We start from the raw sequence: 21,163 nt of genomic DNA, 5'->3' as shown, positions 1-21,163 counted from the left end.
CGTATTGTGCACGATGCTAGGAGTCACCCATTGCAGGACCGTAAGAAAGATTCGTTGTTTGAAGCACCCGTGGACCAAGCGCGGGGGAAGCAGGTGACCAACTGGAGGTTGTTGGTTGGCCAGGCTGTTCAAATCCGGCGCGACAACGTCGTCGTTGACCAAGGTGTGGTGGACGCCGTGACGCCGGACGGCAGCGTTCTATGGCTCAATCAAAAGGGAGCGGTAGGGCGGCGGATGGTGGTGAAAGAACACGGGGCGGGCATCCGGATTCAGCTCATCAACTGAGCAAGGCCGCGGACCTGCTTCTCCGGCCTTCCCGGCGGCTTTCCGTCGTCCTATGCTGAACCGTACGAGTTGCCCTGCCCATGCCGAACCGTCACATCCAAGCGAGGTTGCGCCATGACCGTGAAACTCAACAAGAAGGCCTTCGACCACGCGAAGCATCTGATCCGCGACGGCAACGTGGTCAAGGACACCCGCGATGACTGGAGTGAGCACGCGCCCACCACCAAGGATGAGAATGCCTTTCTGGATAAGAACGGCCACGCCGAGTACTCCAAGTGGTTTCTTGGTGTGGACGACGAACACCCCGACGATCAAAAGGGCCACTACAAGTTCCCCGTGGGCGACTTCAAGAAGATCCATCGCTGTGGCGTGATCTCTGCCGAGAGCAGAGCCGGCCAGTACGACTACGACGATATTCGTGATGCTCTGGGAAAGCTTCTCGAAAAGATTGACGAGGATTGAACCCCCGTGGCCAAGCTCATCTATTCGGCCATCATGTCCCTGGACGGCTACATCGCGGACACCGAGGGCAACTTCGACTGGGGCGTGCCGGACGAGGAAGTGCACCGTTTCATCAATGATCGTGAGCGCTCCGTGCAGCACTACCTCTACGGCAGGCGGCTCTACGACGTGATGAGCGCTTGGGATAGTTGGGACACGAAATCGGAACCTGCGTTCATCGACGACTTCGCGAATCTCTGGCGGCAGGCCGACAAAGTGGTGTTCTCCAGGACATTGCAGGACCCGAGCACCGGAAACACCAGGATAGAGAGCGATTTCATAGCAGAAGATATTCGGCAGTTGAAGGCCTCGGTTGCCACCGACATCCTGATCGGAGGTCCTGAACTCGCGGCGCAGGCTTTCCGCGAGGGCTTGGTGGATGAATGCCAACTCATTATCGTGCCGGTGTTGGTGGGCGGCGGCAAAAAGGGCTTGCCTGACGGCGTGGACGCCCGGCTGGAGCTTGTGCAGGAGCGTACGTTCAACGGCGGCGCCATCTTCCTCAAATACCGGGTGCTCGACTGAGACCGGCCTCTGCGGTTGGGTGTTTCGCGTGAACTTAAGCCCGCTGCGGTGCGCTGACCGGGAGGGAACGCAACGGGTCAGTTGAAGTATGCGCCAAAATCTCCGCGAGCTCAGCCAGCCTGTGTGCGCGCGCCGATTCAGCGGGCGAAAAAGGCTCACCCGGCCTGGAAAACACCAGCGGGCCGTGCCAAGCCGTCGGGATTTTGAGGATGTCGGAGGAAGGCCCGACGGCGGAACTCGCCTCGGGGGCCGTATGCTCAGGATCGTTGGGGACTACTTTGGCGGACAGGAGTTCGGCCACAGCGTGGGGAAGTTCTTTCGGGTTTCCGGCGATGCGGGTGGCGAGGCTCAGTGCCTTGGTTTGGCCATCGGCCATGGCCAGTGCGGTGGTGGGCCAGACATGGGACTCGTGCCCGCCGCCGTCGTGAAGTGCTTTCAGCAGTTCCTGCTCGGTGACATCGCCAGGGGCGGAGAGAACGAACTCATCCATGACTGATTCCCCGAGGCCCGTGGCGGTGCCACTAGTCCTGGCCATGGGGTGGACGTGAAGGCTGAGGATGTTGGTGTCAAGCTTCGCGAGCGACTGGGTAATTTTCTGCAGGGACCCTGGCTGGTCCAGCAGCAGCGTACGTGCACGCCACAGGGCAGGAGCGAGGTGCAGCTTGTGTCGTTGTCGGAGAGCAGGCGCGTGCAGCCAGCGCCGTAGGACCTTCGCCGCGGATGGTTCGGCCACCCAGATGACCAGGACAGTGGCTGTGACCGCCAGCAGCAGGACTTTGGCAACGTAGGGAAGGTGCGTTTCCACCACGGCGGCATGCACTAGAAGTTCGATGGGGAGCATGACGGCAATGTTGGCGAGGGTGAGCCTGCCTTTGGGCGGTTCGGGCAACTGCCCGCAGACATCACAGAGGAGGTCCGCGGTGACGGGAGTGCTCGGGTTGGGCTTCATATTCTCATGCTGCCCCGCCCCTGTTTCCAACCGGTTGCCTGTGCGTCACGTTTCGGGGACAGCTCAGTGAACGCAAGAGCCCGGCGTTCTCGCGGAGAGAACGCCGGGCTCAAGAAGCAAACGGGAAGGATCATCCCGCGATGGCTGTCCTAGCGGATCCGGTCGGAATCGAGGTCCGGGTCGAGGTCGGAAACCTGGCCTGCGTTGCGGGCGGCGGCTGCGTCCTTCAGGAGGTCGCGGATCTCGGCCAGCAGCGCGGTGTCTGCAGGCAGCGGCTCTTCCTCGGGCTCCTCGGTGGAGAGACGGTCCTTGACCAGGGAATTGATCTTGTTCATGGGCGCCACGAAGATGAAGTAGACCACGGCAGCAGTGATCACGAAGGTCACCAGGGCGGTCAATACGGCGCCGATGTTGACGAGCGTGGCGGGGTTGTTCTCCCAGATCCTGAAGCCGAGCCCGTCAGCGTTCATGCCGCCGGCGGCGGCAATGACGGGGTTGATGATGTTGTTGGTGAAGGCTGTAACGAGCGCGGTGAATGCACTGCCGATAACGACAGCAATGGCCAGTTCGATCACGTTTCCGCGAAGAATAAAGTCCTTGAAACCCTTAAACATGGATGGTCCTCCGGTTGGGTGCGTTGTCTGCCTCAGCAGAGAACAAACTACCACTCCGAGGTTTCAAGGGGTTGTCACAGGGATGTGAGAGAGGGGTGGGGTGAAGGGCTCGGGATGTGAGAGAGGGTTGGGGTGAAGGGCTCGGGATGTGAGAGAGCGATGGCCGTTCTCTCACATCCCGGCGGGCAATCAGGCAATCAGTACTCTTCAGGCGAGCAGGGACCTGGTGTGGTCATTCAGGAACATGCCGCGGGGATCGAATTCCCTCCGCACCTGGATGAAGGTGTCCAGCTCGGGATAGAGGCGTTCCAAGCGGCTGCGGGTCATGAAGTGGATCTTTCCCCAGTGTGCGCGGGGTTCGAATTCCTGCAGCACCGCATCAGCATCCCGGAAGAACTGCCAGTAGTCGGTGCCTGGCTCCGTGGTCAGAGTAATGACGGTGCTGTCGCGGCCTTGGAACTGGGACATGTAGGCGTCGTCGGACTTCACCCAGCGGACCTCAACCGGGTACTTCTGCTCGGGATACTTGCTGCGGATCAGTTCCTGGATGGCTTCGACAGCCACTAAGCCGTCCTCGCTGCGGACGAAGTACTCAAGTTCGTGGAACTGCGTGGTGAAGCCGCCCGGGTAGATCCGGTAGGAACGGTCCAGCCGGGCACCCTCAACAGTGGAGAGCTGGCTTTCATCCTGAACGGAAGCCACGTTGTACCGCTTGGTGTAGCTCCGCCCGCTCATGCTGTGGTCCGGTGAACCGGGCAGGTCGAGGAGTTCACACGAGTCGTCTTCCGGGCACCAGAGGAACGAGTAGTGCCGGTTGTCATCGATGTCGGCCTGCCAAGTAGCGGTGGTTTCAGCCCAGGTGGGATACGTGATCTGTTCCTGCAGGTAGTAGCTGTCCTCGACGGCCAACTCGACTTCCAGGAAGATCCCCAAGGTTCCCAGGGCTACCTGTGCCGCCCGGAGTTCACGGATTTGGCCCTCACCGATTTCGACGATCTGGCCGTAGCCGTTGATCAGCTTCACCCAGCGCAGTTTGGACGAGAAGCTGCCCAGGTCCTTGCCGGATCCATGGGTGCTGGTGGCCAGTGCCCCGGCGATCTGTTGCTTGTCGATGTCGCCCTGGTTGCTGAGCGCCAGTCCCTTGTCCCACAGGGCGTCCCCGAAGGCGTTGATGGTGGTGCCGGCCAAAGCCCGGGCGCGGCGTCCCACTCGATCAGTGCCGGTGATGGCAGAGAGACCGGACATGTCCATCAGCACGCCGCCGGTCTGGACCAAGGGTGAGGACGAATGTCCTGAGCCGACCGCCCGCACGGGCAAGCCCTCGCGGATGGCGAAACGGACGGCGTCGAGCGCTTCTTGTTCGTTCCTGGGCCGAACCGTAAAGGCTGGCGTCGCGCTCTGGTTCCCGCCCCAGTTGGTCCAGGTGACATCTGTACCGAAAGGGGCGGTGGGGGTGGTTGCGGCCGGTATGCCGGATGCCCGGGAAACACGAGTGGTCATGGTGAAAGCTCCGTTGCTTGTCTGAACGCTCACGCGCCGTGGTTGATCATGACGTGCTTGGTGCGCGAGTAATCATCCAGTGCGTAGAGCGAGAGGTCACGGCCGTAGCCGGAACCTTTGAATCCGCCCCACGGTACCTCGCAGGCCAGCACAAGGTGTGCATTGACCCAGACGGTGCCGAAGTCCAGTTGCTTGGGAATCCGGAGGGAAAGGCTCGAGTCGCGCGTCCACACGGAGGCTGACAAACCATACGGGCTCTCGTTGGCTCGCGTGACTGCTTCCTCGGTGCTGCTGAAGGTCTCCACGGTGACGACGGGTCCGAAGATTTCGTGCGTGGCGATGTGTGCGCCCGCCGGCACGTTGCTGATGACGGTGGGCTCGATGAAGTAGCCGGGACCTTCCATGGTGGATCCGCCGATGGCCACGTCATGGCCCGCAGCGCGCGCTTCAGCCAGCGATTCCTTGACCCGCTCGTAGTGCGGGAGGGAAATCATGGGACCGATTTCGACGTCGTCACCGGCGTCTGGAGCACCGATCACCAGGGTGCTGACCTCGCGGACCAAGTGCTCTGTGAATTCTTCGGCCACGGACTCGTGGACCAGCACGCGGCAGGCAGCGCCACAGTCCTGCCCGGCGTTCCAGAAGCCGGCATTGCGTACACCCGCAGCGGCGGCACGGAGGTCGGCGTCAGGGAAGACAACAACGGGAGCCTTGCCACCGAGCTCCAAGTGGACGCGCTTGACGGACTTGGCAGCGGTTTCGGCCACAGCCTGGCCGCTCACGACGCTGCCCGTCAGCGCGACCAAAGCAATGTCCGGATGTTCGGACAGCCTCTGCCCAACGGTCCGGCCGCGGCCCGTGACGACGTTGAGGATTCCATCCGGAATGCGGCCGGCCAGCACCTCCACCAGTTTCAGGGTGGACAACGGGGTTTGCTCGGACGGCTTGATGACGATGCTGTTGCCCGCAGCGAGGATGGGTGCGATCTTCCAGGCGGCCATCAGCAGCGGATAGTTCCAGGGAGTGATGACGCCAACCACTCCCACAGGTTCGCGGAGGATCACGGACGTGTGGTCCGTGGCGTAGTCGCCGCCGGCCATGGAGGTCAGGGTGCGCGAGGCTCCGGCCATGAACCGGAAGGTGTCGATGGTGCTGGAGACATCGTCTTCGGAAACGGCCCGCGGTTTGCCGGTGTTGGCGGACTCGATGGCCTCGAACGCTTGGCGGTTCTGCTCGATGATAGTGGCGATGAGGTTCAGGACATCGGCGCGTTCCTTCGGGGTGGTGGCACCCCAGGTCTTTTGGGCTACGACGGCGGCTGCCACAGCGACGTCCACATCATCGGCCGTGCCGGCCTGCACCGAGGCGATGACCTGCTCCGTGGCGGGATCCACGACGTCGATGGACTGGCCTGAAGATCCGGGGACGAAGGAACCGTTGATGAAGTGTCCTGCTGGAGGCAAAGGCAGAGGGAGGGCGCCGGCGATATCCGGAGAACCTCCGGTGGAGCGTCGGACGGTGAACTGTTCGGTCTGGGTTGTAGTCATGATGATTCGCTTTCGTATGAGGGGCTGATCAGATGAGGGGCTGATCAGGTGAGGTCGGCGGTGATTGCAGGGGAGGGAAAGGGGGCGGCTTCAGGCTTCTGGCCAAAGATGCGTGCCGCGCAGTAATAGAGGGGAGCGACGACTACCAGGCCGACGATCCAGGAGATGTCCACGCCGCCCATCGCGGCGGCCAGCGGGCCGGTGTATACAGCTGTTGCCGAGAAAGGGACCTGGATCAGGGCGCCTGCTATGTAGGAGCCGATGGCGACCCAATTGAACCGCCCGTACACGCCGCCGTCGCGCTTGAAGAAGTCTTCAACGCGGTAGTCGCCGTGCCGCAGAAGGTAGTAATCCACCAGGTTGATGGCTGTCCAGGGAACCAGGACGTACATCAGGAACGACAGGAAGTTGGTGTAGAAGAGGATGAAATTGTCGCGGGCAAACAGGGCGATGCTGACGGCGACGACGAAGAGAATGATCGCGGCGACGCTGCGGGTCTTGGCGCGCGGCAGCCAATGGGGTTTGAACGTCTGGCCGATGGTGAGGGTGCACAGGACGCCGCAGTAGAGGTTCATGGCGTTGGAAGCCGCAACGCCCAGGCAGAAGATGCCGACGATGATCAGCGTCCACGGTTGGAGCATCGCGCCCAGGCTGCCAACAATTTCGACATCGCCGGCACTCATGGACACTGCGAGCGTACCCACCAAGGCGCCGAGGATCATGGGGAACAGGGTTCCCAGCACACAGCCCGAGTAGGAGGCCCAGAAGGCCGGGGCCGAGCCCGTCCCTTGCGGCATATAGCGGGAGTAGTCCGAGACGTACGGCGCATAAGCCAACTGCCACAGCGCCGAGACGGAGATGGTCCCCATGAAGCCGACCCAGTTGAAGTTGCCCTGCTCCAGGAAGCTGGCCGGAAGGCCATGGACCAGGAGGATCCACCCAAAGGCCAGCAACAAGGCCAGACCGGCCGCGACACTCAAAACGCGTGCGTAGGCATGGATGAGCCGGTAGCCGAAAATCGTGGCGATAACGCTGACCACACCGATGATGACGATGCCCGCGTCAACGCTGATGCCGGGACTGACGGCCGCCATTGCTTCGCCGCCAAACACCAGGTTCGCCGCGAAGAATCCGACGTACATGATCACCACGATGACCACGATCAACAGTGCCCCGAACGACCCGAACTGGCCACGGGTCTGGATCATCTGTGCCACACCCAATTGCGGTCCTTGGGCAGAGTGCAGCGCCATGAAGATGCCGCCCACAACGTTGCCGATGATGATGCCCACGATCGCCGGAACAAAGCCCAGGCCGAACACCGTAGTGGCGAGTCCGCCGGTCACGATGGTCATGATCATGATGTTGGAGCCGAACCAGATGGTGAAGAGGTCCCGGGCCTTGCCGTGGCGCTCGTTGGCCGGGATGGGCTGGATGGTCTTGTCTTCCAGCCGGGGAACCTCAGCGGTGGGCGCGGTGCTCATGACGCGGTCCGGGATGCCGAAGCCAGTTCGCGGCCAGCGGTGGCCTTGCTGCGGTTCACCATGAGGCCGAGAAGGTCGAAGACCAGGGTGGCCGCGGCGACCGTGGTGATATCAGCGTGGTCATACGCCGGGGCGACCTCAACGACGTCGGCACCCACGATGTTGATGCCGTTCAGTCCGCGGAGCAGGGCAAGGAGTTCGCGGGAGTGGAGCCCGCCCATCTCCGGGGTGCCGGTGCCGGGTGCGAACGCCGGATCCAGGACGTCGATATCGATGGAAACGTACACCGGGGTATCGCCCAGCCGGTCCTTCACCCGCTGAATGGCCGCCGGGACCCCAATAACGTCCAGGTCCGAGCAACGGATGATCTGGAAGCCGAATTCGTGGTCGCGGAGGAAGTCGTTGCGGTCATAGACCGGGCCGCGGATACCCACGTGCATGGACTTGTCCTCCACAAGGAGGCCTTCCTCGAACGCCCGACGGAAGATGGTTCCATGCGTGATGGGCTGGTCGAAGTAGGTGTCCCACGTGTCCAGGTGGGCGTCGAAATGCAGCAGTGCCACCGGACCATGAACCTTGTTCAGCGCTCGCAGCATGGGCAGGGCGATGGTGTGGTCGCCGCCGATCGAGATGAGCCGCTTGTCCTCGCTGAGCCCGTTGCCTCCGCTGATCAGGGGCAACGCCTGCTCCTCGATCTCGCGGACTGCCCTAGTGATGTCGTAGGGGGTGCAGGCAATATCGCCGGCGTCCACCACTTGGGCTTCGTATACCGGTTCAACGTCGAGCTCCGGGTGATAGCCCGGGCGGAGGAGCCGGGAGGCCTCGCGGACTGCGGCAGGGCCGAAACGGGCGCCCGGCCGGAAGGAGGTTCCGCCGTCGAACGGTACTCCTACGATCGCGATGTCGTAGTCCGGGACGCGGTCAATTTGGGGGAGACGGGCGAAGGTACCGAGTCCTGCATACCGGGGAACTTTGGTTGCGTCGACAGGGCCGATGGGCTGATGCGTTGCCATTGAAGAATCCTTGGGGTGAGGGGTGCTCGCCGTTGAGCGGGAAGTAAGTAATTCCATTCTTGGTGACGCCGATCACTCCGAAAAGCGCTACATTGACTACAAATGGTCGAGGCGTTTAGACGAATGTCTAAGAGGTGCCTGAAATGGCGCCAACCCCTCATCGAACGCAAGGAAAACAGGACCCCGCATGGCAATCACCGTGGCTGAACTCGTGGCCGAGCCTCAACTCGGGCTCACGCTCCTGGCAGGATCGGCGGGCCGGGACAACCGCATCACCTGGGCCCACACCTCGGATCTGCCCAGACTGTGGGAATGGGTGACAGGCGGCGAGCTCATGATGACCAACGGCCTGTCCATCCCGCCAGACGCGCAAGGTCAGGTGGCGCTCGCAGAGGCCTTGGTGGACAGCGGTGCCAGCGCCTTGGCGATCGGTGAGAAGATGCACGCGCCGCCCCTCACCGCGGAATTCCTGGCGGCGTGCGAGCGGCTGCCGTTGCCACTGGTCAACATCCCGTATCCGCTGCCGTTCATCGCAATCGCCCGGTCGGTTGCCGAGTCCTCACTGCTCGAAGAATCGCGCCGACTGCGGCAGACGGCCCGCGTCTACGATCTGCTCCGCACCGCCGGAGCTTCCGAGGACCATTGGCAGAGCCTGGTCCAGCGGCTGGCCACTGAGCTCGACGCAAACCTGTTCGTGGTGGACCGACGCTGCCTCCATCCCTGGCATCCGGACGGGCAAACGCTGCCAGAGTTCCTTGCCGAGGAATGGGCTCCGCTGTCCGGGCAGGTGTCCCTCGCCGGAAAGAACTTCCAGTGGCACCGCATCCGGGGCCGTCACGTGCTCACCATGGACATTCCCACGCATGCCAATGCGCTCCTGGTGGTGCTGCCCAACAGCGAACCGCACCCGGACGCCGTCGTACTCCTTCACGCCGCAACCGTGCTGGGACTGCAGCTTTCGCGCATCGTTTTGTCGCTGGAAGGCCGCCACCGGCTGGCCGGCGAGTTCCTCCTGCAGGCAATGGACGGACGCTTGGGCGCGGCCGAAATGGAGAGCCGGCTGGCAGCTTTCGAGGTTTCGCCCCAGGATTTCCTGCTCGCCTCGATGTCGGCGGGCGGCGGAGACAGACAAGCGGACGACGGCGACAGGCTGGCCAATGTGCACATCGAACTGTGGAGGCACGGGGTTGCGTCGGCGTCGTTGAAGCGGAACAACAGGCTCCATGTGGTGGTCCCGGCCGACGTCCCTGACCACGTCCTGGCGCACTGTGCCGGGGCGGATGCTGCGATCGGGATCAGCGCGCCGGCGGCCGTTGCCAACATCCAACGCGCACTGCAGGAATCCCTCTGGGCGCTTGGCTCCGCCCGTGCCAACAAGCTGGCACTGGCCCGCTATGCGGAGGGGCCGTCATGGCTGGGGCTGACGGGTTTCGAGGAAGGAACGGCGCTGGTTCGGCGGCTTTTAGGCCCGATTTTCGACTACGAGCAGAGCCAGGAGGGCGATCTCCTCGTCACGCTCAGGACGTATCTGGACTCGCAACGGTCCTGGCAAAAGACCGCAACGGCGTTGTTCGCGCACCGGCAAACCATCATCTACCGGATACGGAAAATCGGCGAGCTGACGGGGCTGGATATGGGTGAAACGTCCACAGTTGCCCAGCTCTGGTTCGCGCTGCAAATCCATGAGGCGATGCATCAGTAACTTCACCTTGCTTGCGCTTTTTCAAAACAACCAGCTATGGTGTGAAGCGTGTCACTCACGGTGACGCAACGCTTTTGATCTGCGGCGGGAGAGCCCTGCCGGTACATCCAGTCAGGCGCCGTAGGAGCAAATCCTCCCCAGGAATCTCTCAGGCCCATGTACCGCCGCGGTTAGGCAACTCTGGAAAGCAGTCCGGGTAACCGGGCTCACCGACGGTGCAAGCAGGCAACCATTCCTGCGGAATCTCTCAGGTCCAATACAGAGCGGGGAGGAACCCACATCATCGAGCGCTCACTGGGCGCCTGAATCATGGAGTTCCTCTTGACTGTTCAATCAACCCCCACCGCCTTCGCGGACCGGCACATCGGCGCCCGTCGCCAAGCCGATGTTGACACCATGCTCAAGGCCATTGGCTACGACTCTGTCGACGGCCTGGTAGACGTCGCGGTCCCCGATTCGATCCGCCAGGACACTGCCCTGAAGTTGGAGGACGCCCTCACCGAGGTCCAGGTCCTGACCGAGCTACGGAAGCTCGCTTCCAAGAACAAGACCGCTGTGCAGATGATCGGCCAGGGCTACTACGACACCGTCACGCCCCCGGTCATTCGCCGCAACATCCTTGAAGCTCCGGCCTGGTACACGGCTTACACCCCGTACCAGCCGGAAATTTCCCAGGGCCGCCTCGAAGCGCTGCTCAATTTCCAGACCATGGTGCAGGACCTCACCGGCCTGCCCGTTGCGAACGCTTCCCTGCTGGACGAAGCCACCGCCGTGGCCGAGGCCGTGTTGCTCATGCGCAGGGCCAACAAGAACCAGACTGCCAAGGACGGTAAGACTGTCCTGGACTCCGACCTCCTCCCGCAGACCATCGCGATCGTGAAGGGTCGCGCTGAGGCGTTGGGCTTCGAGGTGGAGATCGCTGACCTTTCGGCGGGCCTTCCCGACGGCGACATCAATGGCATCGTGCTCCAGCAGCCGGGCGTTTCGGGCCGAGTCTTCGATCACTCCGTCGTGATCGCCGACGCCAAGGAACGCGGTGCGCTGGTCACCGTCGCGGCTGACCTTTTGGCGCTCACCCTCATCACGCCCCCGGGTGAACAAGGTGCGGACATCGCCGTCGGAACCGCGCAGCGCTTCGGCGTGCCCCTGTTCTTCGGCGGCCCGCACGCGGCCTACATGGCGGTCCGCGAAGGCATGGAGCGCACACTTCCCGGCCGTATCGTGGGCGTTTCCAAGGACAACGCAGGCGTCCCCGGGTACCGTCTGGCCCTCCAGACCCGCGAGCAGCACATCCGCCGCGAAAAGGCGACGTCCAACATCTGTACAGCGCAGGCCTTGCTGGCCATTGTCGCCTCGATGTACGCCGTCTACCACGGTCCGGAAGGCCTGAAGGCGATCGCCGAAACCGTTCACGGCCATGCCCGCACCCTTGCCACAGCGCTGAAGAAAGCTGGCCGGGAACTTACGTCCGAGTCCTTCTTCGACACCCTCACAGTGCGCGTCCCCGGCAAGGCTGACAAAGTCATCGGCGCCGCCGAGGCACGCGGCATCAACCTGCGATTCATCGACGCCGACACCGTTGGGGTGAGCATTGATGAAACCACGACGCCGGAGGTCCTCTCCGCGGTGGCCGTCGCCTTTGGAGCCGGTCCGGTAGGGGACGCAGCAGGGTTCGAACTGCCCGCAGACGTGGTCCGAAGCAGCGACTTCCTGCAGCACCCGGTGTTCAACACGCACCGTTCCGAGACGCAGCTGTTGCGCTATATCCGCAGGCTGTCCGACCGGGACCTCGCACTGGACCGCACCATGATTCCGCTGGGTTCGTGCACCATGAAGCTCAACGCGACTGCTGAGATGGAAGCGATTTCCTGGCCTGAGTTCGCGTCGATCCACCCGTTCGCTCCGGACCACCAGACAGCGGGTTGGCGGGAACTGATCGAAGACCTGGAAGCCGACCTCACCGAGATCACGGGCTACGACCAGGTCTCCATCCAGCCGAACGCCGGTTCCCAGGGAGAGCTGGCCGGCCTGCTGGCCATCCGTGGATACCACCTGTCCCGTGGTGACCAGCAGCGCACTGTCTGCTTGATCCCCGCGTCGGCCCACGGTACCAACGCCGCGTCCGCGGTCTTGGCCGGGATGAAGGTTGTGGTGGTGGCCACGGCTGCCGACGGCACCATCGATCACGCAGACCTGACCGCCAAAATCGAAGCCAACAAAGACGTCCTGTCCTGCATCATGATCACCTACCCCTCCACGCACGGCGTTTACGACGCCGACGTCCGCGAAGTCTGTGACGCGATCCATGCAGCCGGCGGCCAGGTGTACGTTGACGGTGCGAACCTGAACGCGCTGGTTGGCCTGGCCCAGCCGGGCAAGTTCGGCGGTGACGTATCGCACCTGAACCTGCACAAGACTTTCTGCATCCCGCACGGCGGCGGTGGACCGGGCGTTGGCCCTGTTGCTGCGAAGGCACACTTGGCTCCGTTCATGCCGGGCGATGCGAACAAAGCAGCGCACGAGGAAGGGCATGGCGTAGCCATCTCGGCCTCACGTTACGGTTCCGCCGGCGTCCTGCCGATTTCCTGGGCCTACGTGAAACTCATGGGCGGCCAAGGCCTCACCGACGCCACGAAGTCCGCGCTGCTCGCAGCCAACTACGTTGCCTCCCGCCTGGACGAGCACTTCCCCGTCCTGTACACGGGCGAGGGCGGACTTGTTGCCCACGAGTGCATCCTGGATCTGCGTGAACTGACCACCCGCACCGGAGTTACCGCTGAAGACGTGGCCAAGCGCCTCATCGACTTCGGATTCCACGCCCCCACGCTCGCGTTCCCGGTTGCGGGCACGCTCATGGTGGAACCGACCGAGTCCGAGGACCTTGCCGAGATCGACCGCTTCATCGAAGCCATGATCACCATCCGCGCCGAGATCGAGCAGGTGGCCAGCGGTGATTTCACTCTTGAGAAATCGCCGCTGCGCAACGCGCCGCACACAGCTGCCGCCGTCGTAAATTCCGGCTGGGACCGCGACTACCCGCGCGAGCAGGCAGCGTTCCCCGTCCACCACTTGAAGCAGGACAAGTACTTCCCGCCAGTTGGACGCATCGATGGAGCTGCCGGTGACCGCAACCTGGTGTGCTCCTGCCCTCCGCTCGAAGACTTCGAAAACTAAGGACTCCCGACATGTCTGAGAACTACACCGCTCTCTACGAGCAGCACAAAAAGGCCGGCGCTTCCTTCACGGACTTCGGCGGCTGGCAGATGCCGCTGAAGTACGAGTCCGAACTCGCCGAGCACCATGCCGTCCGTAACGCGGCGGGCCTGTTCGATCTCTCCCACATGGGCGAGGTCTGGGTCAGCGGCCCCGACGCTGCGGCCTTCCTGGACTACGCCCTGGTGGGCAAGCTGTCAGCGATCGCTGTAGGCAAGGCCAAGTATTCGCTGATCTGCAACGCCGACGGCGGCATCATCGACGACCTCATCTCCTACCGACGGGCTGAAGACAAGTACCTGGTAGTCCCCAATGCGGGCAACGCCAAGGTGGTCTCCGCGGCGCTGCTGAAGCGCGCGGCCGGTTTTGACGTCGTCGTCGAGGATGTCTCTGCCGAGACGTCACTCATCGCCGTGCAGGGCCCGACCGCTGAAGCCATCCTGCTGCAACTGGTCCCTGCGGAACAGCACGAGTTGGTCACCGAACTGAAGTACTACGCCGCGGTTGAGGTATCCATCAACGGGGAGGACCTGTTGCTCGCCCGCACCGGCTACACCGGGGAAGACGGCTTCGAGATCTACGTCCCGAACGTCGACGCCGCAGGCCTCTGGGAAGCGCTGCTGGAAGCCGGTGAAGGCCACGGACTCATCCCCGCAGGTCTCGCCGCCCGCGATTCGCTCCGCCTTGAAGCCGGCATGCCGCTCTACGGCAACGAGCTCTCCCAGCACGTCAATGCCTACGCAGCAGGCCTGGGCCCGGTAGTTTCCCTGGCCAAGGAAAGCGACTTTGTGGGCAGGGAGGCACTCACCGCCATCAAGGCTGCCGGTGTGGGGTCCACCCTTGGGCAGAAGCTCGTGGGCCTCAAGGGCACGCGCCGCCGTGCCGCGCGCGCCCACTACTCGGTGCTCAAGGACGGCTCCCTGATCGGCGAAGTCACCTCCGGCCAGCCAAGCCCGACGCTCGGTTACCCGGTAGCGATGGCCTACGTCGACGTCGAGCATTCAGAGCCGGGAACGATCGTTGAGGTCGACCTCCGAGGCAAAGCCGAACCATTCGAAGTTGTCGCCCTGCCGTTCTACAAGCGCCAAAAGTAGTCACGAGAAGTTAGGAATTGAAATGAGCAAGGTAGTTGCTGAATTGAAATACTCGGCCGAGCACGAGTGGGTTGCCTCTGATGGGGGCGGGCCTGTCGGGATCGGGATCTCTGCTGTAGCCGCTGACGCCCTGGGCGACATTGTGTACGTGGACCTCCCCGAGGTTGGTTCCACAGTGACCGCAGGCGAGACCTGTGGCGAGGTTGAATCCACCAAGTCGGTATCGGACCTGTACTCGCCCGTGACGGGGGAGGTGACCGAGATCAACGACGCCGTTGTCAGCGATCCGGCACTCATCAACAACGATCCCTACGGTGCCGGCTGGCTTTTCAAGGTTGCCGCCACGGAAGAAGGGCCGCTCATGTCGGCCGAAGAATACGCTGCAACGAACGGTGGAGAACTGTGAACCCGGTATCTGTGACTGAGTACCAGCAAGTTGTGTCGGCGTCGCTGGACGCCCAGCTATCAGAGCTGGATCCTGAGATCGCCGCAAAGATCGACGACGAACTCGGTCGCCAGCGCGACGGGCTGGAAATGATCGCCTCCGAGAACCACACGGCCGTTGCCGTGATGCAGGCCCAAGGTTCGGTGCTGACCAACAAATACGCCGAGGGTTACCCGGGCAAGCGCTACTACGGCGGCTGCGAACACGTCGATGTCATTGAGCAGCTGGCGATCGACCGCATCAAGGCACTGTTCGGCGCCGAATTCGCGAACGTCCAGCCGCACTCCGGTGCCCAGGCCAACGCTTCCGTGATGCACGCCCTGATCAAGCCGGGTGACACCATCATGGGGCTGAACTTGGCCCACGGCGGCCACCTGACCCACGGCATGCGCATCAACTTCTCCGGCAAGCTCTACAACGTGGTCCCCTACGGCGTTCGCGAGGACACCCACACCGTGGACATGGCCGAGGTTGAGCGCCTGGCGCAAGAGCACAAACCGGCGCTCATCGTCGCCGGCTGGTCCGCTTACGCGCGGCAGCTGGACTTCGCTGAGTTCCGCCGGATCGCCGACTCCGTGGGCGCGTACCTGATGGTGGACATGGCACACTTTGCCGGCCTTGTGGCCGCGGGCCTGCACCCCTCGCCGGTCCCGCACGCGCACGTCACCACGTCCACCACGCACAAGACCCTCGCGGGCCCCCGCGGCGGCATCATCCTCTCCAACGACGCCGATATCGCCAAGAAGATCAACTCGGCCGTGTTCCCGGGCCAGCAAGGCGGACCGCTGGAACACGTCATCGCAGGCAAGGCTGTTGCGTTCAAAATTGCCGCCTCGGAGGAATTCCGGGAGCGACAGGAACGCGTCCTCGCCGGTGCACGGATTCTCGCCGAACGCTTGGTGCAGCCCGACGTCGCCGCCAAGGGCATCAACGTAGTCTCCGGCGGAACCGACGTGCACCTGGTCCTCGTCGACCTCCGCAACTGCGAACTCGACGGCCAGCAAGCCGAAGATCGCCTCGCCGCAATCGACATCACCGTCAACCGCAACGCCGTCCCCTTCGACCCCCGCCCGCCCATGGTCACCTCCGGCCTGCGCATCGGCACCCCGGCGCTGGCAACGCGCGGCTTCGGGGAAGCGGCCTTCCGCGAGGTAGCGGACATCATCGCCGAAGTGTTGATCGCCGACGCCGACGCGGACCTTACCGGGTTGCGTCACCGTGTTGAGGCACTCGCTAAGGCGCACCCGTTGTACCCGGGGGTCGCGAACCTCGGCTAGCCGTTCGGTTTTGCAGGCCGTTTCGTGGGCTCGCTGCAAAACATGCCGTGCGCACGGCATGTTTTGCAGCGGGACCCCGTTTACGGAACGGCCCCAACGGCCGTTGGTGCGACCGGCCGTGGTGCACACGATGCACATTTGATCTCCCGGGTGAGGCGTTCGCTGGGAACGAATGCCTCACGTAAACACCGGGTTTGGAAGCTGCACTCGGCTTCCACAGGGGCTGGGCCTGCCTTGGCTCGGGATTTGGCCCGGCCCCACATTCTTGTTTGTTTCACTCTTCCCTGAAAGGGATCCCAGCCATGGCTGTTGGTGTTTTTGATCTGTTCTCTGTGGGTATTGGCCCGTCGAGTTCTCATACTGTGGGGCCGATGCGGGCTGGGGCGGTGTTCGCTGGCGAACTCAAGGACGCCGGTGTCCTGGGTTCCGTGGCGTCGCTGCGGGTTGATCTGTATGGTTCGTTGGCTGCGACGGGTCGTGGGCACGGCACCATGACGGCCACGCTGCTGGGCTTGGAGGGCTTTCACCCCGAGTTGATCCTGCCTGACGAGGTGGAGGAGCGGCTGGCGACGATCGCGGAGACGGGTGTGCTGAATCTGGCCGGTGCGTCCGGGGACGGTGTGGAGCTGCCGTATGCGGTGGAGGACATGGTGTTGCATCCGTTGACGGTGTTGCCGCGGCATACGAATGGGATGAAGTTCCAGGTGTCTGATGCCCAGGGCAATGTGCTGCGGGAGGCGACGTTCTTTTCGGTGGGTGGCGGGTTCATTGTCCGTGAGGGTGAGGAGGACGCTGCCCGGGCCGAGTTGGAGGAGACGAAGGCGGAGTTGCCGTTGCCGTTCAGGACGGCGGCGGAGTTGATGGGCCGGTGTTCGTCCAAGGGGTTGGGGATCAGCGACATCATGTTCATCAATGAGCGTGCGTCCCGGAGTGAGGAGGAGATCCGGGAGGGTCTTTTGCATATCTGGTCCGTGATGGAGGCGTGTGTTGAAACGTCGTTGAAGCGTGAGGGTGTGCTGCCCGGGGGGTTGAAGGTCCGGCGTCGGTCTCCTGACTGGTTGGAGCGGCTGCTGAAGGAGGACAAGGACCGGAATGATCCGAAGTATTGGCAGGAGTGGGTGAACCTGATCGCCTTGGCGGTGAACGAGGAGAACGCTTCGGGTGGCCGGGTGGTGACGGCGCCGACCAATGGTGCGGCGGGGATCATTCCGGCGGTGTTGTATTACGCGTTGAATTACGCGCCGGGCATGGACAAGGCCAGCCAGGCCGATAAGGACGATGTGGTGGTGAAGTTCCTGCTCGCCGCGGGTGCGGTGGGTGTGTTGTATAAGGAGCAGGCGTCCATTTCGGGGGCTGAGGTGGGGTGCCAGGGTGAGGTGGGCTCGGCGTCGTCGATGGCTGCTGCGGGGTTGGCTGAGGTGATGGGTGGTTCGCCGGGGCAGGTGGAGAACGCTGCGGAGATCGCGATGGAACATAATCTGGGGTTGACGTGTGATCCGATCGGGGGTTTGGTGCAGATCCCGTGTATTGAGCGGAACGCGATCGCGGCGGCGAAGGCGATCAACGCCGCGAAGATGGCGTTGTGGGGGGACGGGACGCACCGGGTGTCTTTGGATGAGGTGATCGTGACCATGCGTGAAACGGGCAAGGACATGTCCTCCAAGTACAAGGAAACCGCGATGGGCGGCCTTGCCGTCAACGTCGTCGAATGCTGATCGCGGGCGCTCCTGCGAAAATGGAATACCAACAAGGAAGAAACTCATGACACTCGCACCTGAAGGCCGTAAGTTGCTGCGCGTTGAGCAGCGTAACTCGGCGGTCCCGGTTGAACGTAAGCCCGAGTGGATCAAGGCCAAGGTCCAGATGGGGCCGGAGTTCGTCCAGCTCAAGAACCTGGTGAAGAAGGAAGGCCTGCACACGGTGTGTGAAGAGGCCGGCTGCCCGAACATTTTTGAGTGCTGGGAAGACAAGGAAGCGACGTTCCTGATCGGCGGGTCCGAGTGCACCCGGCGCTGTGATTTCTGCCAGATCGATACCGGCAAACCGTCCCCGGTGGACATGTTCGAACCCACCAAGGTGGCCCGCAGCGTGCAGGCGATGCAGTTGCGCTACGCGACGGTGACCGGGGTGGCCCGTGATGACCTGGCCGATGAGGGTGTGTGGTTGTACGCCGAAACGGTCCGGAAGATCCATGAGTTGAACCCGGGCACGGGGGTGGAGTTGCTGATCCCTGATTTCTCCGGCAAGCCCGAGCACATCGCGGCGATCTGTGATTCCAAGCCCGAGGTGTTTGCGCACAACGTGGAGACCGTGCCGAGGATTTTCAAGCGCATCCGTCCGGCGTTCCGGTATGAGCGGTCCCTGGATGTCATCACGCAGGGCCGGGATCTGGGCATGGTGACCAAGTCCAACCTGATCCTGGGCATGGGCGAGACCCGCGAGGAGATCTCCGAAGCGCTCCGTGACTTGCACGCGGCCGGTTGTGACCTGATCACGATCACCCAGTACCTGCGCCCGTCCGAGCGGCACTTGCCCGTGGACCGGTGGGTCAAGCCGCAGGAGTTCGTGGACCTCCAGCACGAGGCCGAAGAAATCGGGTTCCTCGGTGTCATGTCCGGGCCGTTGGTGCGGTCCTCGTACCGGGCCGGGCGCCTGTGGGCCACCGCGATGCGGAAGAAGGGCTGGGAAATCCCGGCCGCCCTTTCCCACATCGAGTCCTCCGGCACCACCCGCCAGGAAGCCTCCACCATCCTCGCCGCCCACGGCTAAGCGCCGCTCCACAACAGCCGCTACTCGCGCGCCCAAAAGGTCTCGACATCGCGGAAATCACCAGCGGCGAGATGAGGGTTGTGGTGGCCGGCTGCGGAGGGAAGGCGTGCACCTTCCGGTGACTGCCGGCGCCGCAGGCGCGGTGCCCAAGGCCAAGCTCAATTCGCTGGCCATCAAGATCGGCGTCGGTTCGTCGTTGAAGTTCCTCAGCAAGAAGGGACCGCTCGCCCGGCGGCTCCTGGCAGGCGAGCGCTATTCGCGGGACGCGTTGATCCACGAACTGGCCGAACGCCCGGGAATCGATGGCATCCAGCTCTACAGCTTCAGCTCCTTGGAATCGTTGCCCGCAGCCGGTGTGACAGCGGCCCTGATGGACGGGTGTCTCGGCGCAGACTGCAGCAGTAGTACGACGGCGGATGGTTGCCTCTGGGAGGCGGATGGCCGCCGTCGGGGGTTAAGTCATGATGCCGAAGCAATCGAACGCCAGCGCAGTTTTAGCTCAAGATGGGCACAATGTTCGCGCACACATGCCCCGATTCGGGCGGTGACGCAGCTTTGAGGCCCTGTCCACTTCTTGGACATACTCCGGGAAATTGAGTATTCCCAGCCCTAATCTGACAGCAGTTTCTGGCAACGGACCAAGTAGTCCGAGGACAAAAACTAAGTACCTGCATCATGAAGGTGGGTATTTTCTACTCCCTGTTCGAATGAAAAGAGGCGTACCCGGAAAGCTAGCCACAGGGCTTGTGCTGAATGAACCATTGGGGACATCGCTTCATCCGACAAGAACGATCGGATGCTGGGGGTTGCGACGCGGCTCCCCGGGACGTAGATCAACCAAGGAGTCTTATCATGCGCAAGCTTTCCAAGAAGAGCCGGGTCACCGCAGCCGTCGCAGGCGTTGCATTGGTAGCAGTGGGTGGCGGAGCTGCCTACGCCTACTGGACCACCACCGGTTCGGGCAACGGCACGGCAACCAACTCGACCGGCGGCGGAACGGTCACCCTTCACGCGACGTTCGCAGGCGGACTGGCGCCGGGCAACCAGGTTAGCGTTGCCTACACTGCCGACAATGCCACGACCTCCAGCACCGTGGTTGGGGCGCTCAGCGCCAATGTGACCACCGATGTGGCGAGCTGTCTTCCGGAATGGTTCGAGGTCACGGCCGTCACCAGCAACAGCTCGGTCGCGGCCAACACCACAGGAACATCCGTGGGCGCCGGCGTCCTGAAATTCAAGGACGAAGCGGTGAACCAAGACGCCTGCAAGGGTGCAGTCGTAAAGGTCAACGTCACCAGCAGCTAGCGTCGGAGCGCCGGGGACCACCTTGCGAGTGGTGGTCCCCGGCCTACGCATTCCTGCCCGCAGCACCGAACACGTCCGAAAAGAGCTTCCATGGACCACCGGCCAACGCGAACAACGCCGTTCCACCGAACAAGATTGCCACTCCGTGCGCTGATACTTGCGCTCCTAGTTGCTTTCGTCCCGGTGGCGGCCCTCGCAGCAAGCAGCGGGCAGGGCACCTCGCAAGGGAACCAGGCCAAGGTTTCCAAGGGGATTGCGGTGACGTTGTCTCCCTCAAGCCGGACCCTGGACCCGGGGCAGTCCACCTCGTTTACCGTGTCAGCCACGTCAACGGGAGGTTTCGCCGGGACTGTCACGTTCGCCGCCAGTGGGCTGCCGGCAGGCGCGGCAGTGGCGTGGCAACCGTCGGAGGTGGTTCTCACCTCCGGAAGCACCGCGCAGGTGACCATGACAGTGCAGACGGGCCCCACCACACTTGCCGGTAAGACGGACTTCACGGTGAAGGGCACCAGCGGATCAGTGCAGGCGTCAGCGCCCGCGCAGCTGCACGTCCTGGAGGTTAAGCGGACCTTTGACGTTTCCGGCTCGGTGGATGGTTTGCTCGCACCGGGAATCACCAGGCCCGTGAATCTCCAGATTTCCAACTCCCACAACAAGAGCATCGCGGTGACCAATCTGACCATGGCTATCAGCCAAGTGGTCAGAACCTCAGCGGCGGTGGCTGCCAACCTGCCCTGCACCACGGCGGACTACAAGATCACCCAATATTCGGGGGTGTACCCGCTGACGGTTGCACCTGGCGTCCGCACCCTTTCCGAGCTCGGCGTGCCGGAGTCCAAACGACCGCAGATCGCCATGCTCGACACCTCCAAGCTCCAGGACGGTTGCAAAGGCGCCACCCTCAAGCTCACGTACTCCGGCACGGGACAGGCGAACTGAC

At 63.1% G+C, this 21,163-nt stretch carries 19 protein-coding genes and 1 riboswitch; of the genes, 13 read left to right on the top strand and 6 right to left on the bottom strand.

Going from position 1 to position 21,163, the window contains the following annotated elements; all coding sequences use genetic code 11:
* The first annotated feature begins 30 nt into the window (after nt 1–30).
* The 3 genes from ARUE_RS20820 to ARUE_RS20810 all read left to right on the top strand — a co-directional run bounded on the left by ARUE_RS20820 (nt 31) and on the right by ARUE_RS20810 (nt 1,311).
* Entirely contained in the window at nt 31–285 is a 255-nt protein-coding gene (locus ARUE_RS20820) for a hypothetical protein (protein ID WP_238324420.1), read from the top strand.
* A 114-nt stretch (nt 286–399) separates the two neighbouring features.
* Nucleotides 400–747: a hypothetical protein gene (locus ARUE_RS20815; protein WP_014923209.1), complete on the top strand. Its 348-nt coding sequence runs from the start codon at nt 400–402 to the stop codon at nt 745–747.
* 6 nt (nt 748–753) lie between these two features.
* Nucleotides 754–1,311: a dihydrofolate reductase family protein gene (locus ARUE_RS20810; protein ID WP_011776611.1), complete on the top strand. Its 558-nt coding sequence runs from the start codon at nt 754–756 to the stop codon at nt 1,309–1,311.
* 34 nt (nt 1,312–1,345) lie between these two features.
* Here the strand turns inward: ARUE_RS20810 and ARUE_RS20805 are convergent, their stop codons facing one another.
* From ARUE_RS20805 to speB, 6 genes are all read right to left on the bottom strand, one after another.
* Nucleotides 1,346–2,260, bottom strand: a complete 915-nt coding sequence (locus ARUE_RS20805; RefSeq protein WP_014923208.1) for an ACT domain-containing protein — start codon at nt 2,258–2,260, stop codon at nt 1,346–1,348.
* 149 nt (nt 2,261–2,409) lie between these two features.
* Entirely contained in the window at nt 2,410–2,874 is a 465-nt protein-coding gene (mscL, locus tag ARUE_RS20800) for a large conductance mechanosensitive channel protein MscL (protein ID WP_014923207.1), read from the bottom strand.
* 207 nt (nt 2,875–3,081) lie between these two features.
* Nucleotides 3,082–4,374 carry a D-arabinono-1,4-lactone oxidase gene (locus tag ARUE_RS20795; RefSeq protein WP_051025039.1) on the bottom strand — a complete coding sequence of 431 codons (1,293 nt, stop codon included), beginning with the start codon at nt 4,372–4,374 and terminating at the stop codon, nt 3,082–3,084.
* A gap of 29 nt (nt 4,375–4,403) precedes the next feature.
* The gene (locus tag ARUE_RS20790; protein WP_014923205.1) at nt 4,404–5,921 is read right to left on the bottom strand and encodes an aminobutyraldehyde dehydrogenase; all 1,518 of its coding nucleotides are present in this window, start codon (nt 5,919–5,921) and stop codon (nt 4,404–4,406) included.
* A 44-nt stretch (nt 5,922–5,965) separates the two neighbouring features.
* On the bottom strand, nt 5,966–7,405 hold the full coding sequence (locus ARUE_RS20785; protein ID WP_014923204.1) for a purine-cytosine permease family protein: 1,440 nt from the start codon (nt 7,403–7,405) through the stop codon (nt 5,966–5,968).
* Nucleotides 7,402–8,418, bottom strand: coding sequence for an agmatinase (gene speB, locus ARUE_RS20780; RefSeq protein WP_187329906.1), 1,017 nt, complete (start codon nt 8,416–8,418; stop codon nt 7,402–7,404). The genes ARUE_RS20785 and speB overlap by 4 nt, the downstream gene beginning before the upstream one ends.
* A gap of 187 nt (nt 8,419–8,605) precedes the next feature.
* Here speB and ARUE_RS20775 point away from each other — a divergent pair, with 187 nt between their 5' ends.
* From ARUE_RS20775 to ARUE_RS20730, 10 genes are all read left to right on the top strand, one after another.
* Complete coding sequence (locus ARUE_RS20775; RefSeq protein ID WP_014923203.1) at nt 8,606–10,120, top strand: PucR family transcriptional regulator; 1,515 nt, start codon at nt 8,606–8,608, stop codon at nt 10,118–10,120.
* A 75-nt stretch (nt 10,121–10,195) separates the two neighbouring features.
* Nucleotides 10,196–10,294, top strand: a riboswitch (glycine riboswitch).
* Between the two features lie 147 nt (nt 10,295–10,441).
* Nucleotides 10,442–13,294, top strand: coding sequence for an aminomethyl-transferring glycine dehydrogenase (gene gcvP / locus ARUE_RS20770; protein ID WP_043471578.1), 2,853 nt, complete (start codon nt 10,442–10,444; stop codon nt 13,292–13,294).
* Nucleotides 13,295–13,305: 11 nt separating this feature from the next.
* Nucleotides 13,306–14,427, top strand: a complete 1,122-nt coding sequence (gene gcvT, locus ARUE_RS20765) for a glycine cleavage system aminomethyltransferase GcvT (protein ID WP_014923201.1) — start codon at nt 13,306–13,308, stop codon at nt 14,425–14,427.
* 22 nt (nt 14,428–14,449) lie between these two features.
* Nucleotides 14,450–14,833 (top strand): glycine cleavage system protein GcvH, encoded by a 384-nt coding sequence (gcvH, locus tag ARUE_RS20760; RefSeq protein WP_014923200.1) that lies wholly within the window; start codon nt 14,450–14,452, stop codon nt 14,831–14,833.
* Nucleotides 14,830–16,149 carry a serine hydroxymethyltransferase gene (gene glyA / locus ARUE_RS20755; protein WP_011776600.1) on the top strand — a complete coding sequence of 440 codons (1,320 nt, stop codon included), beginning with the start codon at nt 14,830–14,832 and terminating at the stop codon, nt 16,147–16,149. The genes gcvH and glyA overlap by 4 nt, the downstream gene beginning before the upstream one ends.
* Nucleotides 16,150–16,451: 302 nt before the next feature.
* A complete protein-coding gene (locus ARUE_RS20750) occupies nt 16,452–17,864 on the top strand; it encodes an L-serine ammonia-lyase (RefSeq protein ID WP_011773727.1) in 1,413 nt (470 codons plus the stop codon).
* A 46-nt stretch (nt 17,865–17,910) separates the two neighbouring features.
* Nucleotides 17,911–18,918, top strand: a complete 1,008-nt coding sequence (gene lipA, locus ARUE_RS20745) for a lipoyl synthase (RefSeq protein ID WP_014921380.1) — start codon at nt 17,911–17,913, stop codon at nt 18,916–18,918.
* Between the two features lie 118 nt (nt 18,919–19,036).
* The gene (locus ARUE_RS20740) at nt 19,037–19,477 is read left to right on the top strand and encodes a hypothetical protein (protein WP_286139905.1); all 441 of its coding nucleotides are present in this window, start codon (nt 19,037–19,039) and stop codon (nt 19,475–19,477) included.
* A gap of 293 nt (nt 19,478–19,770) precedes the next feature.
* A complete protein-coding gene (locus tag ARUE_RS20735; protein ID WP_014923198.1) occupies nt 19,771–20,223 on the top strand; it encodes a hypothetical protein in 453 nt (150 codons plus the stop codon).
* Nucleotides 20,224–20,313: 90 nt separating this feature from the next.
* Nucleotides 20,314–21,162: a COG1470 family protein gene (locus tag ARUE_RS20730; RefSeq protein ID WP_043470848.1), complete on the top strand. Its 849-nt coding sequence runs from the start codon at nt 20,314–20,316 to the stop codon at nt 21,160–21,162.
* The last annotated feature ends 1 nt before the right edge of the window (nt 21,163 follow it).

The sequence above is a fragment of the Arthrobacter sp. Rue61a genome (assembly GCF_000294695.2).
GTDB lineage: Bacteria > Actinomycetota > Actinomycetes > Actinomycetales > Micrococcaceae > Arthrobacter > Arthrobacter aurescens_A.
The sequence above is the reverse complement of the archived record's forward strand: the minus strand, read 5'-3'. Positions and strand labels throughout refer to the sequence as shown.